Genomic DNA, 15,993 nt, shown 5'->3' with positions numbered 1-15,993 from the left:
GCGGTTACAGGGCCACCGTCCGACCAGTGAGTTGAGCTGTTACACTGGCCACTATGTTGTTGTCTGTCAGGCCCGTTGGAACATGGGGATTCATGAAGCCGGCTGCCTGAGCCTGCTCGGCTACCCGCTCCACGGGCACAATCAATAGCTTTCGATACAGATTATGGTCGTTCTTCGCACACAGCGCGACGAGATTTTTCAGGGTTTCACCGGATAGGGTAATTACGGCGTCCGGGTTAAAATCATCCAGAGTATGCGCCAGTTGTGCCGCGGAATACTGCGGACAGAAACGTTGGTATAAGGGTAGCACAGTTATTCGTGCGCCCCGCTGGCGCAGGGTGTTCCGCAATAAGTCGCGACCCTCGCCGCCGCGGGCCAGCAAAACTCGCTGGTTTACCAGGTTTTGTAGCGGCGGCAATGCCAGTAACGCTTCGCTGGTCCAACCTTGTGCGGGCTTGCGAGCAGTAATTCCGTAGCGTGACAGTTCAGCAGCGGTGCCGGCGCCTACGCCATACCAATGAGTGCCTTCGGGCAACTGCGGCCACCAGGCGTCAACCTGCTCCAGCAGCTGGCGCGCAGCGTAAGGGCTTACCGCAACAATGTGCTGGAACAGATCCAGGTTTTGAATGTGGGTCTGGTGTTCTGCACTCAGTTCCAGCGGCGCGCGGTCAATCAGCGGCAGGCACTCGGTCTGTGCTCCGGCTGCCCGAAAGGCCAGCGCCAGGCGGTCAGCCTCTGGCTGTGGGCGGCAGATAAGAATGCGCCGCCCCGCAAGGGGCAGTAACGCAGACTCAGGTCGGAGTGTAGCCATAGACTTCAGCCAGTACTTTGTCAGCGCCCTGTGCCAGCAGGTTTTCGGCTAATTCGCGGCCCAGGCGTTCGCCTTCGCTGCGGTGTACGCGGCCTTCGGCGCGGAAAATAAGGCTGCCGTCCACTGCGCCCACCAGGCCGCGTAGCCACAACATGTCGTTGTCTTCCAGCAGCGCGTAGGCGGCAATGGGTACCTGGCAGCCACCGTTAAGGCGGGTATTCAACGCGCGTTCGGCTTTAACCCTGTCCGCACTGTCGGTGTGATTCAACGGCTCCAGCATGGCCCGCAGTTCCTGATCGTCAAGCCGGCATTCAATGCCTAAAGCCCCTTGGCCAACAGCTGGCAGGCTGAGCGTGTCTGGCATGCAGTTGCGAATACGGGCTTCGAAACCCAGTCGCTTCAGGCCCGAGCTGGCCAATATAATGGCGTCGTAATTGCCGGCGTCGAGTTTTGCCAGGCGGGTGTTTACATTGCCCCGTAGCATGCGGATTTGCAGGTCCGGGCGGTTGGCCCGCAATTGAGATTCGCGGCGCAGACTGGACGTACCCACTACCGCGTTCTGCGGCAGGTCATCCAGGCTGCTGAAATGGTTGCTGACAAAGGCATCAGTGGGGTCGTCACGCTCGCAGATGGCCACCAGACCCAGACCTTCCGGGAATGCCATGGGCACGTCTTTCATGGAATGCACGGCCAGGTCGGCCCGGCCATCGAGCATGGCTTCTTCCAGTTCTTTGACGAACAGGCCTTTGCCACCCACTTTGGCCAGTGGCACGTCCAGAATCTTGTCACCCAGGGTTTTAATCTTGACCAGTTCCACTGTGACGTTGCTGTGCAGTCGTTCCAGCTCGGCTTTGATAAATTCTGCCTGCCACAGCGCCAATGCGCTGCTGCGGGTTGCAATGCGAAGATTTCTTGCGGACATGACACTCACTGTCGGTTCGTTAAATGTGTATTAAGGGTACCTTGTCGCCCAAAAAAAGTCTCGCTAGGGTCAGTCAGGTTGCTTGCTAATGTAAATCAGGTTTTTCGCTAATGCCTGCCAAGTTGCTCGCTAGTGTCTGCCGGGTCGATAGTCGTGCAGCCACTGGCGTAGCGGCGGCTAACCGGCAGCTCGCCAAGGCCATCACGTAGAACCAGAATCGCCTGGCCGCTGGCATTGCGGTGCAGCGCCTGAATAAATCGTGTGCCAACAAGAGTATTACGATGCACCCTTAAAAGGTGGTCACCGTAATGCTGCTCAAGCTTTTTAAGGGTGTAGTCGCACAATACATCACCCTGTAAGTGGTGCAGGGTGACGTATTTCTGGTCAGCCTGGCAGTAAATCAAGGAAGCCAGATCGATCAGTTCGGTGCCTCGATACGTGCGTACGGCAAGTTCGCCCGCGGCTGGAACATTGCTGGCAGGTGGCTGTTGTTGCAAGCGGTTGGTTTTTGCGGCTCGTTGCAGCGCCGTGGCCAGGGCGTCTTTGCGTACCGGTTTCATCAGATAAGCAGAAGCGTTCACATCAAACGCCTGCAGCGCGTAGTGATCGTAAGCGGTGCAGAAAATAACCGCGGGCGGGCGTTCAAGCTGGCTCAGGTGGGCGGCAACGTCCATGCCGTCGGCGCCGGGCATGCGAATGTCCAACAGTACAATGTCTGGCTCCAGCTCGGCAACGGCTTGCAGTGCACGGTCGCCGTCGGCCGCTTCGCCGCAAACGCTGTACCCGGGAAGTCCTTCGACTAGCCTCCGCATGCGGTCGCGGGCCAGGGGTTCGTCGTCGGCAATCAGAATTTTCTGGCTGGTCATAGAGTCTTTCGCTGCGTTTCATCGCGGTCTGTTTGCTGCGCGGGCAAGCGCAAGGTCACGGTGTAAATATCGCCCTGATGGCTGTGTTTGAGCACCGCGCGGTCGCCGAATAACGCCTGGATACGGGCCTGAATATTGTCCAGCGCCATGCGGTTGCCGTCGTGGCCGGGCTCGGGCTTCGGGTTCTGCACGAGCAAGTATACAAAATCACCGCTGGCCTGTGCTTCTACCCACACAATGCCGCCTTGGGCGCGGGGCTGAATGCCATGGTAAATAGCGTTCTCAACCAGCGGCTGCAGGGTTAGGGGCGGAATAGCCTGGTTTTGCAGGCCGTCAGCGATATGCCACTGCAGTTGCAGGCGATCCCCCAGGCGCAGGGCCTCGATGTCCAGATAGCGCTGGCACAGTTCCAGTTCGCGCTGCAGGGGGATCAGTTGTTCGCTGGTGCGCAGGCTGGCGCGGAACAGCTCCGACAAGTCCAGCACCGCGTCTTCCGCTCGCTGGGGGTCGCTGGCGATCAAGCTTGCGATGGTGTTCATACTGTTGAATAAAAAGTGGGGTTGAATCCGGCTCTGCAGCGAGCTTAAGCGTGCTTGCAGTTCGGCTTCCTGTTGTTGCCATTGGTGCTGAAGATAAAAGTAGCGAAGCGCCATTAACGTGATCAGCATCGCCAGTAGCATTTTTTTAGCGATGTTATTCCATTGAGGCGCGCCGGGCCCCGGATTCAACACCCGGTCGGCAAACAGGCTGAAAGCGAAGACATCCGCCAGCACCAGAATAACAATGACCAGCGTGGCGCTGGCCACAGACAGCTGCGCCAGGCGCGGACGCAGCGGGCAGATCATGGCGATGCTGGTGAGTACAGTCCACTGCACAAACAACGACAGCAAGCCAAAATATCCCCAGTCAATCCAGCCGTTTTGCGTCTGCGCCATTGCCAGTGCCAGCACCAGCACCAGCAGTTCGCTGGTAACCAGTAACATGAACAAGGCCCGCACCCGGCACAGGTCTGGCACAAAAAATCGCGCATCCAGGGCGGTTGCGCTGTTACCGGGTGTCTGCTTTAACCGGGTCAGAATGTTATACTCTCACTACTTTTTATTTATCCATTTTGGCCCTGTGACCTCGGGCTGCCAGCAGGAACTATAGATCATGACGGATAACAAATCGCCGGAGCAGGCTTCAAGCTCGGAAAAACCTTGGGGTGGACGTTTCACCGAGCCTACCGACGCCTTTGTAGAGCGCTTTACCGCCTCTGTCGGTTTTGACCAGCGCCTTTATCATCACGACATCACCGGCTCCATTGCCCATGCCACCATGCTGGCAGCGGTGGGCGTTCTGACCGACGAAGAGCGCGACACCATTGTTGAAGGGCTTAAGGCGGTTAAGGCTGACATCGAAGCTGGGACGTTTCAGTGGTCGGTCAGTCTGGAAGACGTGCACATGAACATCGAAGCGCGGCTGACCGATCGCATCGGCATTACCGGTAAAAAATTGCACACCGGCCGCAGCCGAAACGACCAAGTAGCCACCGACATCCGACTTTATTTGCGTGACGAGATTGATGTGATAGCCGAGGAGATCAAACGCCTGCAGGCCGGGCTGCTGAACCTGGCTGAACGCGAAGCCGACACCATTATGCCAGGCTTTACCCATCTGCAGACTGCGCAGCCGGTGACTTTTGGCCATCATTTGCTGGCTTGGTACGAGATGCTGGTGCGCGATGGCGAACGCCTGCAGGATTGCCGCAAACGGGTGAATATTATGCCCCTGGGCGCTGCGGCTCTGGCCGGTACCACTTATCCCATTGACCGATTGATGACCGCCAAACTGCTGGGTTTTGACCGTGCTTCGGAAAACTCGCTGGATTCGGTCAGCGATCGCGATTTCGCCATTGAGTTCTGCAGCTTTGCTGCGCTGTTGATGACCCACCTGTCCCGTTTCAGCGAAGAGTTGGTGCTGTGGACCTCGGCACAGTTTGACTTCATTGATTTGCCGGACCGCTTTTGCACCGGTTCGTCGATTATGCCGCAGAAGAAAAATCCGGACGTGCCAGAATTGGTCCGAGGCAAGACCGGCCGGGTGAATGGTCACCTGATCAGTTTGCTTACATTAATGAAAGGCCAGCCATTGGCCTATAACAAAGACAATCAGGAAGATAAAGAGCCGCTGTTTGACACCGTAGACACGGTGAAAGGTTGCCTGAGAGCCTACGCCGATATGGTGCCGGCGATTACGGCCAAAGCCGACAACATGCGGGTAGCAGCCAAGCGGGGCTTCTCCACCGCGACGGATCTGGCCGATTACCTGGTTAAAAAAGGCATGCCGTTCCGCGATGCCCACGAAGTGGTAGGCAAGTCCGTGGCCTTTGGCGTAGAGCAGAAACGCGATTTGTCAGATATGACACTGGCGGAGCTACAGTCTTTTTCCGGTACTATCAGCGAAGACGTATTTGATGTGCTGACTCTTGAAGGCTCGGTGCAGGCTCGTGACCACCTGGGCGGCACCGCACCGGCGCAGGTTCGGGCAGCCGTTGAGCGCGCCCGTAACGCACTGAAGCAGGGTTGAGGCAATGGGTCTGAAATTTCCCGCGAGTAAAGTCGCAGCGCTGTTAAGCCTTTTGTTGCTGATCGGGCTTACAGGCTGCGGTCAGAAAGGCGATCTCTACCGCGAAGCGCCTAGCCAGGAGCTCGCCGTACAAAGCGCGGAGCCGACGCCCGTGCCCATATCAGAAACGTCGGGTCAGGCCCGATAATTCAGGAATTTTTATGGATCATTTCATTTATAAGAACAATGAGCTCTGGGCCGAAGATGTGCCGCTGGCGCGCATTGCACTGCAGCACGGCACGCCGGCTTATGTGTACTCCCGAGCGACCCTGGAACGCCATTATCGTGCTTACGACAACGCCCTGCAGAACCACCCGCATCTGGTGTGCTATGCGGTAAAAGCCAATAGCAATCTGGCGGTGCTGGACGTGCTGGCCCGTCTGGGTGCGGGTTTTGATATCGTATCCGCCGGTGAGCTGGAACGGGTGCTCCGAGCCGGTGGCAACCCGGCCAAAGTGGTTTTTTCCGGCGTTGGAAAACAGCGCTGGGAAATGCGGCGCGCGCTGGAAGTGGGTGTACGTTGTTTTAACGTAGAGTCTGATACCGAGCTGGACCGCTTGAACGACATTGCCGGTGAGTTGGGCGTGAAAGCGCCGGTATCGCTGCGGGTAAACCCCGACGTAGACGCGGGCACTCATCCTTATATATCCACCGGCCTGAAAGAAAACAAATTTGGTATCGATATTGACGTCGCGCCGGCGATCTATGCCCGCGCCGCCAGCCTGCCGCACCTCGACGTGCGTGGTGTGGATTGCCACATCGGCTCACAGCTGACCACGGTAGCGCCATTTCTGGACACTCTGGATCGGGTTCTGGCACTGGTGGACAGCCTGGCAGAGCAAGGGATCGAGATAAAACACCTGGATTTGGGCGGTGGCCTGGGCGTTACCTATAACGATGAAACACCGCCGCAGCCCGGCGAATACGTGGAAGCGATTCTTGCGCGCCTGGGCAACCGCAAATTGGAACTGATTCTGGAGCCCGGGCGTTCAATCGCCGCCAACGCCGGCGTGCTGCTGACCCGTGTCGAGTTCCTGAAGTGCACAGAGCACCGTAACTTCGCGATTATTGACGCTGCCATGAACGACCTGATTCGCCCCGCGCTCTATGGCGCCTGGCAGGCCATTGTGCCGGTGGCCCCCCACAGCAAGGGCGACGAAAAAGTTTGGGATCTGGTGGGCCCGGTGTGCGAAACCGGTGATTTTCTGGGTAAAGACCGCCAGCTTAGTTTGAGCGCCGGCGACCTGCTGGCGGTACGTTCGGCTGGGGCTTATGGCTTTGTGATGAGTTCCAACTACAACACCCGTAATCGCCCGCCTGAATTGATGGTCGATGGCGATCAGGTGCATGTGGTTCGCCGCCGCGAAACCCTGGAAGAACAATTGGCTCCCGAGAGTAACCTGCCGTTATGAGTGACGACAGGGAACTCTTGGCCAACGTTGACGGCCCAGCCTCCCGGCGCGGCGCTGGCGGCGCCTTTGTTGGCAGTCCGGGTGCCGCTCTCGGTGGCGCTTATAGTGGCAATGCGGGCGGCATTCTGCGTTTTACAAAAATGCACGGCTTGGGTAATGATTTTATGGTGGTTGACGCCATCAGCCAGATGTTTCGCCTGCGGCCGGAGATGATTCGCGAGCTGGCCGATCGCCATTTTGGCATCGGTTTTGATCAGCTGCTGGTGGTGGAGCCGCCAGGGCTGCCGGATGTGGATTTCCGTTATCGGATTTTCAACGCCGACGGCTCGGAAGTGGAGCAATGTGGTAATGGCGCCCGTTGTTTTGCCCGTTTTGTGCGCGACCAGCGCCTGACCAACAAAAAAGTGATGCGGGTGCAAACGGCTGGCGGCATTATTGAGCTGCGGGTGGGGAAAGACGGACTGGTGAAAGTGGATATGGGTGTGCCAAGGCTTGAACCGGCTACGGTGCCGTTCAGCGCTGACGAATTTGCACCGGTTTATAACGTAGAGGTAAATGGCCAGAACATAGAGTTGTCGGCGGTGTCGATGGGCAACCCCCATGGCGTTCTGCTGACGGACGACGTCGATAGCGCTCCGCTGGCAACCCTGGGCCCGCTGCTAGAAAAGCATTGGCGCTTTCCAGCCAAAGCCAATATTGGGTTTATGCAAATTGTGGATCGCAGCCATATTCGTTTGCGGGTGTTTGAACGCGGTTGTGGTGAAACTCTGGCCTGCGGCACTGGCGCTTGCGCTGCGGTTGTTGCAGGATGTTTGCGAGGTTTGCTCGACCCGAGGGTAGAAGTGGAACTGCCCGGAGGCCGGCTGATTATCGAATGGCAGGGGCTCGGAGCCGCTGTTATGATGGACGGCCCCGTTGCTAACGTTTTTGAGGGCCAGCTGCGACTGCCCGCAGAGCCCGGCATCCGCCGCCGTAAACCCGCCAGAACCGGCAGGCAACGATCCTGAAACCAGGAGCACACGATGACAGATTCAGCGGCCCGCCAAGAGGCCGGCGTTCCAAATGCAGAACAAGTGGCGCAATACCTGCGTGACAATCCTGATTTTTTTGTTGAACAAAGCGACCTGCTGCGCGACCTGACTTTACCCCACGACAGCGGGCGGGCCATTTCGTTGGTTGAGCGCCAGGTTCATCTTTTTCGCGAGCAGCGCGACACTATGCGTGATGAGCTGGTTGAGTTGGTGGGCATTGCGCGCCAGAACGACCAGCTGTTCCAGAAAAGCAAGCGCTTGCTGATGCAGATTATCGAAGCCAAAAATCTGAATGACATGGCGGCGGTGATTGATGACAGTATTCGCGGTGACTTTGGTCTGGACGCGGCCAGTGTGATTTTGTTTACCGATGGCCCTCTACCCCAGGCGGCCCAGGGCGCTCTGCATGTGGTGTCGCCGGCGGTAGCGCACAAAAGGCTGGGTAATCTGCTGGACGGCGGTCGCGCAGTGTGCGGCCAGTTCCGCGAAAGCGAACGCGCTTTTTTGTTCCCTGATCGCGACGAGCCGGTTGCCTCGGTGGCGCTTGTGCCGCTGCGCAACCACGAACTTGTCGGTGTGTTTGCCATTGGCAGCTGTGTGCCGGGTTACTTTGACCAGAGCATGGGCTCACTGTTTTTGAGTTATATCAGCGACACGTTAAGCCGATTGTTACCGCCTATGGTACAGCGCCACTTGGTGGCATTGCCGCTAAGCGATATTGCCGAGTCTCGTTGACCTATGCAATGGGCCGGCGATCAACCGCAACACACTGGCCTGTTCCAGGGTGTTGCTGGTTTCATTCGCCATCTGGCCGCTGAAAAACGCCTGTCACCGCTCACCTGCGAACACTACCAGAGAGATCTGCTGCGCCTGCAGCAGTGGCTTGAAGAGCGCTCTCTCGATCAATCTCAAGAGCACTCACAAGCCAGCTGGCGAACCCTCAATAGTCACGACATCCGCCGTTACGTCGCATACTTGAGTCGTGCGGGCCTGAACGGCCGCAGCATTGCCCGCCACCTTTCAGCTATACGCCGTTTTTACCATTACTTGTTGCGTGAAGGTTGGGCCGAAAATAGCCCGGCGGAAGGTATTCGCGCACCAAAAAGTGGGCGGCGGCTGCCTGTCGTTGCCGATGTAGACCAGCTGACGCACCTGTTGAATGCCCAGGCGGATGATCCGCTGGAATTGCGAGATGTGTGCATTTTTGAATTACTGTACTCTGCAGGTTTAAGGCTGGCAGAAGTCGCCGCTTTGGATTTGGGCACGGTAGACTTGGCAGCCGCTCAGGTAAAAGTGACTGGTAAGGCCAATAAGCAGCGCGTTTTGCCCGTGGGGCGACCTGCCCTGGCGGCGCTTCGGGCTTGGTTAGCGGTGCGGTCAGGGCTTGCGGGTGCCGGGCAGCAGGCACTATTCGTCAGCCGCCGCGGCGACCGCCTTAGCCACCGAAGTATTCAGGTGCGACTGGCGCGTTGGGGCTTGGTTAAAGGCGCCGATCAGAAACTGCACCCGCACATGCTGAGGCATTCATTTGCCAGCCACATGTTGGAATCCAGTGGCGATCTGCGGGCGGTTCAGGAGTTGCTAGGCCACGCGGACATTGCGACCACTCAGGTCTATACTCATCTAGACTTTCAACACCTTGCCAGTGTGTATGACCAAAGTCATCCAAGAGCAAAGCGGCGACGAATCAATCATGAGTAAGCTGACCAGCACACGGCCGTGTGACGCGCAGGAGGTCCAATGAGCGCAGAGTTGTCTTGGAAAGACAAGTATCTACGGGAGTTGGATGCGGCCGAACACCGCGAGCAACAGTGGCAACAGCACCGCATGCTGCTTGAGCGCATGTTGGTGCGCACCAGCTTGGGTCTGAAGGGGCAGTCTGGCGAGCTGGACCAGCTATTGGATAACGTTCGTGATCAGGTGCGTAGCCCCTCTATCGACGTTGAGCACTGGCAGTTGTTGCAAACAAAGATTGATCGCCAGATGGTGCTTCTAGAGCAAGCGGAATTTGCTTCACAAGGTTCTGGTGAAGGCTCTGCTGCAGATTCTATGGACCTCGGCCAAGACGGCGAACGCCTGCGTATTGCACGCCGGGTTGGCCAGTTAGTGGAGCAAATCGTCAGTGAGGTACCGATAGGCGCGGAGGCGGAAAAAAAGGCCCGCGCTTTGCAGCAGATTCTGCTCTACAGCGAAGAATGGAGCGCGTTGCGTAAAGGTCTGCGCGATGTGGCTGAATTGGTGATGCTGGCCATTAAGCAATGCCGCGCCCAGTTTGATGAATTTATTCAACAGCTTGACGATCGCCTTGCCGTGCTGCGCCAGAGTTTTGTAGCGCACACGTCGGCACAAAGCGGCCGGTTGAGTGCATCAGAGGCGTTGGGCCGGGATTTGCGGGGCGGGATCACGCGCCTGAGCGAACATATTCAGAGCAGTAGTAACCTAGGGCAGCTGAAACATTCTGTGACTGCTCACTTGGACGATATAGCCCAGTCAGTCGTCCAGTTTCGCGAGCGGGAAAGTGACCGTGAAAAAGCCCTGGCGACTCAGTTGGAAGCCATGCAGCAGAAAGTCGTGACCATGGAAACCGAGTCTGAGCTGATGCGCGAACAGGTCGTTAAAGAGCGCCGGCGCGCCAATACCGATATGCTAACCCAGCTACCAAACCGTGACTCCTGGCACGACCGCCTGCAATTCGAGGTCGAGCGGTGGCAGCGTTATAAAGGTGAAATAACAATTGCCATTGTCGATATCGACCTCTTCAAGCGCATTAACGATTCTTACGGCCACAAGGCGGGCGATAGGGTGCTGCAACTGCTGGCGCGAGAATTGAAAAAAGGACTGCGTTCGACAGACTTTATCGCCCGTATTGGCGGTGAGGAATTTGTGGTGTTGCTACCGGAAACCACAGATACCCAGGCCAAGCAAGTAATAGACAGCTTGCGCGCTAATGTCGCCAAGTTGCCGTTTCACTTCAGCAATCAGCCGGTTACCATTACCTTTTCGGCAGGGATTGCGAGCATCAGAAGTGGCGATAACGAAGACACCCTGTTCGAACGCGCTGACCGCACGCTTTATATGGCCAAGAATGCCGGTCGCAACCAGGTCAAGATCAGCACGGAATAATCGAGCCAAGCCGGCTGTTATTGCGTTCAGCTCAACCAATCCTTTGAGGAACCTTAGTGAAGGCTGCGCATGTTTTACTTTTGTGTTGGCTGTTAAGCGGGCTTCATACTCCGCTGCGCGCCGAACCAGCGGATGAGCCGGGTGCTTCGGTTGCCGCCGCAACGCTTGCCAGCGATAACTCCTTTAACGAATCTGAGCCTGCCTTTGAACCACCCCAGGGCCTGGCGCCCGCAAGCCCCGACCGGCTATGGCTGGCCGAACACGAGCGAGTTACCGTGTCGGTTAAGGCGGAGCAGGTGCCGTTGGTGTTCAATACCGGGAGTGGCTCTTTGGCAGGGATCTATATCGATTACCTGGCCAAACTGTCAATAAAGTTGGGTGTGCCGGTAGAACCGCGGTCGCCAGGTAGTGACGTAGATGCCGCACTGGTGACCCGTTTCAGCGATGCACCGCCAGCCACCGATTTTGTTCATACCCAGCCTTTGATGTCGTTAACCTACGGCCTGTTCGCTCGCGCCGGTGACGGCATTATTCGCAGCCTGGCAGACCTGGAAAACAGCCGGGTTGCGGTGATTAGCAACGATGTGAATCAATACCCGCTGCTAGACCCCGTTGAAAACTTTGAGCCGGTTATGGTGGCCGACGTTGCCGAGGCGGTGAATGTGGTGTTATCAGGGCAGGCGGTGGGGTTTCTGGGGCCGGTGCCGGTGGTATCGGATTATCTGCAATCGGCGCGGGTGAATGGCATTAGCCTGGCTGTCCTGCCAGACCAGAAAACCATTGATGTTGTGTTGCGGTTGCCCGCGAGTGAAGCTGACGCACCCCTGTTACGACTGCTCAACGACGCCATAGCCCGCATTGATCGTAACGAGCACCGCCAGGTGCTGGAAGCCTGGCTGACCACGGAAGTGCCGCCCCAAGAAAAGCCCGGCAACGACCTGTCGGCGCGGGATTTGGCCTGGCTCAAGAACAACGCTAATTTGGTCGTGGCGTACCGCACAGACTGGCCACCCTTCGAGTTTCAGCAAGATGGAAAACCCGCTGGCCTGGTACCGGATTTAATGTCGCGGCTGGAAGCCAAGCTGGGCGTGCGCTTTCAGAACACCATGCCGATTAGCCGGTTGCAGGCTGAAGAACAGCTCAAAACCGGCGAAGTGGATATTTTACCGGGCATCTCACGCACCCCCCGCACAGAACAGGATTTTCTGTTTACCCGGCCCTACCTGACCGTACCTATTGCTCTGGCGATCCGCGACGACGGCCGTTTCATCGGCGATTTGCGTGAACTACGCCAGGAAAAAGTGGGGGTGGTGAATCGCCATGCCGCTCACGATTACCTGTTGATTAATCATCCGAATCTGAACATTTACCCCATGACCAACGTGGAAGAGGGCTTGCTGGCGCTGTCGAACGGCGATCTGGACGTGATGGTAACGCACATTCCGGCGGTCAGTTACACCGTGACCCGCCTGGGATTAACCAACCTGCGCATTACCAGCGTGACGCCCTATGAGTACGAATTGCGATTGGCGGTGCGCAAAGACAATCCGGATTTGCAGCGCATCCTCAACAAAGCGTTGAGCAGCATGGAAAGCCTGGAAACCGAATCCATTTATAACCGCTGGATTCACCTGGATATCGAACAGGCGACCGATTACACCGTGGTGCGCCGGGTGATTCTACTGGCGGTGGTGGTGGTGCTGATATTCTTGTACTGGAATCGCAAACTGTCGCGGGAAGTGGATGAGCGAATCCGCTCGGAAAACGCACTGCGGCGCAGTGAAGATGAACTGCGGGCGGCTAAGCTCGAAGCCGAGCGGTTGGCGCGGGAAGCGGAAGCCGCTAGTCTGACAAAAAGTGAATTTCTGGCCAACATGTCCCACGAGATTCGCACCCCGATGAACGCGGTGATCGGCTACAGCGATTTGTTGAGCAATACGGTAACAGACCCACAGCAGCGCAATTATCTGGACGCCATTCGCGCCGGTAGCCGCGCTTTGCTGATGCTGATTAACGACATTCTGGACTTGTCGCGAATTGAAGCAGGAAAAATGCGGCTGGATTATGCGCCGGTGTCCATGCGCAGGATGCTCAGCGACGTGCTGCACATTTTTGACCTGCGTGCCCGGGACCAAGGCGTTACCCTTGAGGTCAGCGTGGGTAAAAAAATGCCTGCAGCGCTGATGCTGGACGAAACCCGCCTGCGCCAGGTGCTTTTCAACCTGGCGGGTAACGCCATAAAATTTACCCACGAGGGTGGGGTGACGGTACGCGCCAAGGCGAGCCCTTTGCCAAAGCAGAGCTATCCGCCGGGCACCAAACCCGGAGAACCCGAGCACCCGCGTTACCGGCTGGAAATCACCGTCACTGACACCGGAATTGGTATCGCGACTGATCAGCAAGAGCGAATTTTTGATGCCTTTGAGCAGCAGGAGGGCCAGAACTCGCGGCGCTATGGCGGCACTGGCCTGGGGCTGGCCATCAGCCGTAAACTGGCGCTGATGATGGGCGGAGAACTGACCCTGAAAAGCACCCTGGAGGAAGGTTCAGTGTTCAAGCTGATTCTTCCGGATGTGGCCTCAACCGGCGAAGAAGTCGAGGAAGAAGGCAAACCGGAAGAAGGTGAGCGCCTGCTGGCGCAGACGTTGAGTATGCAGGAGCGGGGTTGGTTGCGGCAGCAGTTGGCGGAAGATTTCGGTGACGAGTGGGAAAGCGTGCGCAAAAGCGGTGATCCGGAGAAAATGCGCGATTTCGCTGAACGCCTGGTGGCCTGGGGCCAACGCTACCGTTCGCACTCGGTATCCAGTTACAGCGAAAAGCTGCTGTCAGATGTGTTGGCCTTTAACCTTGACGCGGTGAATAATTCATTAGAGTTGTTCCCGCGCCTGCTGGGCCAGGGTTAAGGGCAGGGTTAACACGTTATTCTGATTCAATAGCAGAGGTAGCGGCATATGTTCCAGCTGATATTCAAAGGCGAGTGTGTTGCAGGCACCGATCTTGTCACAGCTCGCAGCAGTGCGCGTCAATTATTCAAGGCCAACGACACCCAGCTTGAGCGCATGTTCAGCGGTAAGCCGGTGGTTATTCGCAACCAGCTAGACCAGACCCAGGCTGAAAAATACCGCGCTCTGCTGCAAAAGCACGGCATGCGGGCGTACGTTCAGGCCATGGCGCAAGGGCAAGCCGGCGCGCAGACGCAACCAGAGCAGGCGAACCCTGCACCGCCGTCAGCAGCGGCTTCCCAGTCAGCCGTTTCTTCCCAGCCACCCCAGCGCCAGGCCAGCAGCCCCTTCGCGGTAAATCAGACGAGCGCCGGTGGTTTACCCATCGCTGGCGAGCGCACCGATGCGGTGCTGGCGGGTTCTGCGCTGACTCTGGATCCACCGGGCGTAACTTTAGTCGAATCCGTGTCGGTTAAGGTTCCGAGTTTTGATCATATTGATGCCTGGAGCCTGGCACCGGCCGGCAGTGATATCGGCAGCAAAGAAGAATTGCCACCGCCCATCGTGCCCGACACGTCGCACCTGACCGTAGAGCCATTGCCGTCTAGTAACGATAACCAGCGCTGAAATTGCCATCGGCCAGCTGCTTTACAGCAGCGGCGCGGCCAGGCGTATGGCGCGGCAGGTAATGCGAAACACCAGGGAACGGTCGCGATAATCGCGTTCGTCCATCAAGTGGGACTGTTTGAAGTCCTCGGTGAGCATCGCGTCTACTTCATTTACAAATTTCCCTGATGTGTTGATTGCGGTAATTTCAAAATTCAAGCGCATGGAGCGGTTGTCCAGGTTTGCCGTGCCGACTGCGGTGTAGCGGTCGTCCACCAGAATTACCTTCTGGTGCATGAAGCTGGGCTGATAGCGATAAATTTGAATGCCGGCCTGGCAGGCCTGTACCAGATAGGAATAAGCTGCCAGGCCAATGATGCGGCTGTCGGATTTTTCTGGAATTAGAATTCTGACGTCTATACCCCTTAGTGCTGCCAGCTGTAGAGCGTTCATTATCTGAAGGTCCGGCACAAAATAGGGAGAGGCAATCCACACGCGCTCGCGGGCATTGTTGATGCAGTTGAGGAAAAACAGCGTACAGCTTTCCCAGCGGTCGGCGGGTCCGGTGGGCAGAATCAGAATTCGCTCGTCACCCGGGGTTTTGTGATGGGGTGCCCAGTTCAGCTCTGGAAAGGTGTCGCTGGCCCAGTTCCAGTCTTCTAGCCAAGCCAGTTGTAACCCGGTTACCGCGGGGCCTTCAATACGGCAGTGGGTGTCGCGCCAGGGTTCCTGGTCCATAGCTGCGCCCAGATACTCGTCTGCCAGATTGATACCGCCAACAAAGCCTACTTTGCCATCACACACCAAAATTTTGCGGTGATTGCGAAAATTCATCTGAAAGCGCCAGCGGCGCACGTTGCCATCGCCAAAGGCGGCGGTGTGGGCGCCGGCTTGCGTCAGTTCCCTGATGTATTTGCGAGGCAAGCCAAAGCTGCCAATGTTGTCGTGCAAAAACCACACCTTCACGCCTTCCGCCAGCTTGCGCTCCAGAATGGACTTTATGCGCTGCCCAACACGGTCAGAGCGCACAATGTAGAACTCCAGCAGGATGTAGTGCTGGGCGTTTTCCATGCAGTCAAACAGGGCGTTGAAAGTCGCTTCGCCGTCGCGCAATAAAGTGCTGTGATTGCCTTCGGTAAACGGCTGGCGAGCCAGCTTGCTGAGTACCTGAAGTTCGTCACTGAAATGTTCGTGCGCTGGTGAGCGTAACGAGGTTTCTTGCTGTTCAAACCGGTTCAGCAGATTGGTCAGCGCCTCGTCGCCCATGCGTCGCGCTTTAACGTACCCACCAAAGCGTGAACGCCCAATAAGCAAGAACAATGGCAGAGTAATCCACGGCAGCGCCAGCAAGGCGATAACCCAGGCCAAAGCCCCCTGTGCCGTGCGATACGTCATCAGAATCCGGTAGATGCACACCAGAGATGCCAGATACACCAGAGCAACAATAACGGCAATCAGTGAGAATTCGGGCATCTGGATTCCTGTATTGGTGGGCACTGCACGCGCAGCGTTATAATGGGCCAAGATAGCATGGCGCCTATCATCCGCCACATTTGTGGTACTGCGTGGGTGCTGTGGAGGTCCTGCGTAGATAGTGCGTAGATAGTGCGTAGATAGTGCAGCCGATTTAAGAAGTGCAGGATCTTTGTCGATGCGGCTGTTGCAGTGCTAAT

14 protein-coding genes are annotated in these 15,993 nt (G+C 57.1%); 9 read left to right on the top strand and 5 right to left on the bottom strand.

Annotation, left to right across the window (positions count from 1 at the left end; translation table 11 throughout):
* Window positions 1-4: 4 nt before the first annotated feature.
* From ATG98_RS05030 to ATG98_RS05015, 4 genes are all read right to left on the bottom strand, one after another.
* Window positions 5-811, bottom strand: coding sequence for a uroporphyrinogen-III synthase (locus tag ATG98_RS05030; RefSeq protein ID WP_098419746.1), 807 nt, complete (start codon window positions 809-811; stop codon window positions 5-7).
* Window positions 792-1,733: a hydroxymethylbilane synthase gene (gene hemC / locus ATG98_RS05025; protein WP_098419745.1), complete on the bottom strand. Its 942-nt coding sequence runs from the start codon at window positions 1,731-1,733 to the stop codon at window positions 792-794. The genes ATG98_RS05030 and hemC overlap by 20 nt, the downstream gene beginning before the upstream one ends.
* Window positions 1,734-1,840: 107 nt before the next feature.
* A complete protein-coding gene (locus ATG98_RS05020) occupies window positions 1,841-2,599 on the bottom strand; it encodes a LytR/AlgR family response regulator transcription factor (protein WP_143751437.1) in 759 nt (252 codons plus the stop codon).
* Window positions 2,596-3,633, bottom strand: a complete 1,038-nt coding sequence (locus tag ATG98_RS05015) for a sensor histidine kinase (RefSeq protein ID WP_098422279.1) — start codon at window positions 3,631-3,633, stop codon at window positions 2,596-2,598. The genes ATG98_RS05020 and ATG98_RS05015 overlap by 4 nt, the downstream gene beginning before the upstream one ends.
* Before the next feature lie 118 nt (window positions 3,634-3,751).
* Here ATG98_RS05015 and argH point away from each other — a divergent pair, with 118 nt between their 5' ends.
* From argH to ATG98_RS04970, 9 genes are read left to right on the top strand one after another with little or no spacing between them, the layout of a single operon-like run.
* Window positions 3,752-5,167 carry an argininosuccinate lyase gene (gene argH / locus ATG98_RS05010; RefSeq protein ID WP_098419744.1) on the top strand — a complete coding sequence of 472 codons (1,416 nt, stop codon included), beginning with the start codon at window positions 3,752-3,754 and terminating at the stop codon, window positions 5,165-5,167.
* A 4-nt stretch (window positions 5,168-5,171) separates the two neighbouring features.
* Window positions 5,172-5,354: an LPS translocon maturation chaperone LptM gene (gene lptM, locus ATG98_RS22910; RefSeq protein WP_098419743.1), complete on the top strand. Its 183-nt coding sequence runs from the start codon at window positions 5,172-5,174 to the stop codon at window positions 5,352-5,354.
* A gap of 13 nt (window positions 5,355-5,367) precedes the next feature.
* Window positions 5,368-6,618 (top strand): diaminopimelate decarboxylase, encoded by a 1,251-nt coding sequence (lysA, locus tag ATG98_RS05000; protein ID WP_098422278.1) that lies wholly within the window; start codon window positions 5,368-5,370, stop codon window positions 6,616-6,618.
* The gene (gene dapF / locus ATG98_RS04995; RefSeq protein ID WP_098422277.1) at window positions 6,615-7,625 is read left to right on the top strand and encodes a diaminopimelate epimerase; all 1,011 of its coding nucleotides are present in this window, start codon (window positions 6,615-6,617) and stop codon (window positions 7,623-7,625) included. Before lysA ends, dapF begins: the two co-directional genes overlap by 4 nt.
* Window positions 7,626-7,640: 15 nt before the next feature.
* On the top strand, window positions 7,641-8,384 hold the full coding sequence (locus tag ATG98_RS04990; protein WP_098422276.1) for a DUF484 family protein: 744 nt from the start codon (window positions 7,641-7,643) through the stop codon (window positions 8,382-8,384).
* 3 nt (window positions 8,385-8,387) lie between these two features.
* Window positions 8,388-9,350 carry a tyrosine recombinase XerC gene (gene xerC / locus ATG98_RS04985; protein WP_098422275.1) on the top strand — a complete coding sequence of 321 codons (963 nt, stop codon included), beginning with the start codon at window positions 8,388-8,390 and terminating at the stop codon, window positions 9,348-9,350.
* Between the two features lie 39 nt (window positions 9,351-9,389).
* Window positions 9,390-10,772 (top strand): GGDEF domain-containing protein, encoded by a 1,383-nt coding sequence (locus ATG98_RS04980; RefSeq protein ID WP_098422274.1) that lies wholly within the window; start codon window positions 9,390-9,392, stop codon window positions 10,770-10,772.
* 56 nt (window positions 10,773-10,828) lie between these two features.
* Window positions 10,829-13,675, top strand: a complete 2,847-nt coding sequence (locus tag ATG98_RS04975) for a transporter substrate-binding domain-containing protein (protein WP_098422273.1) — start codon at window positions 10,829-10,831, stop codon at window positions 13,673-13,675.
* Between the two features lie 48 nt (window positions 13,676-13,723).
* Window positions 13,724-14,341, top strand: a complete 618-nt coding sequence (locus ATG98_RS04970) for a hypothetical protein (RefSeq protein ID WP_098422272.1) — start codon at window positions 13,724-13,726, stop codon at window positions 14,339-14,341.
* 21 nt (window positions 14,342-14,362) lie between these two features.
* Here the strand turns inward: ATG98_RS04970 and cls are convergent, their stop codons facing one another.
* The gene (cls, locus tag ATG98_RS04965) at window positions 14,363-15,793 is read right to left on the bottom strand and encodes a cardiolipin synthase (protein WP_098422271.1); all 1,431 of its coding nucleotides are present in this window, start codon (window positions 15,791-15,793) and stop codon (window positions 14,363-14,365) included.
* Window positions 15,794-15,993: the final 200 nt, after the last annotated feature.

The organism is Marinobacter sp. LV10R520-4 (genome assembly GCF_002563815.1).
Classification (GTDB): domain Bacteria; phylum Pseudomonadota; class Gammaproteobacteria; order Pseudomonadales; family Oleiphilaceae; genus Marinobacter.
This window is presented reverse-complemented; position numbering and strand designations above follow the sequence as displayed.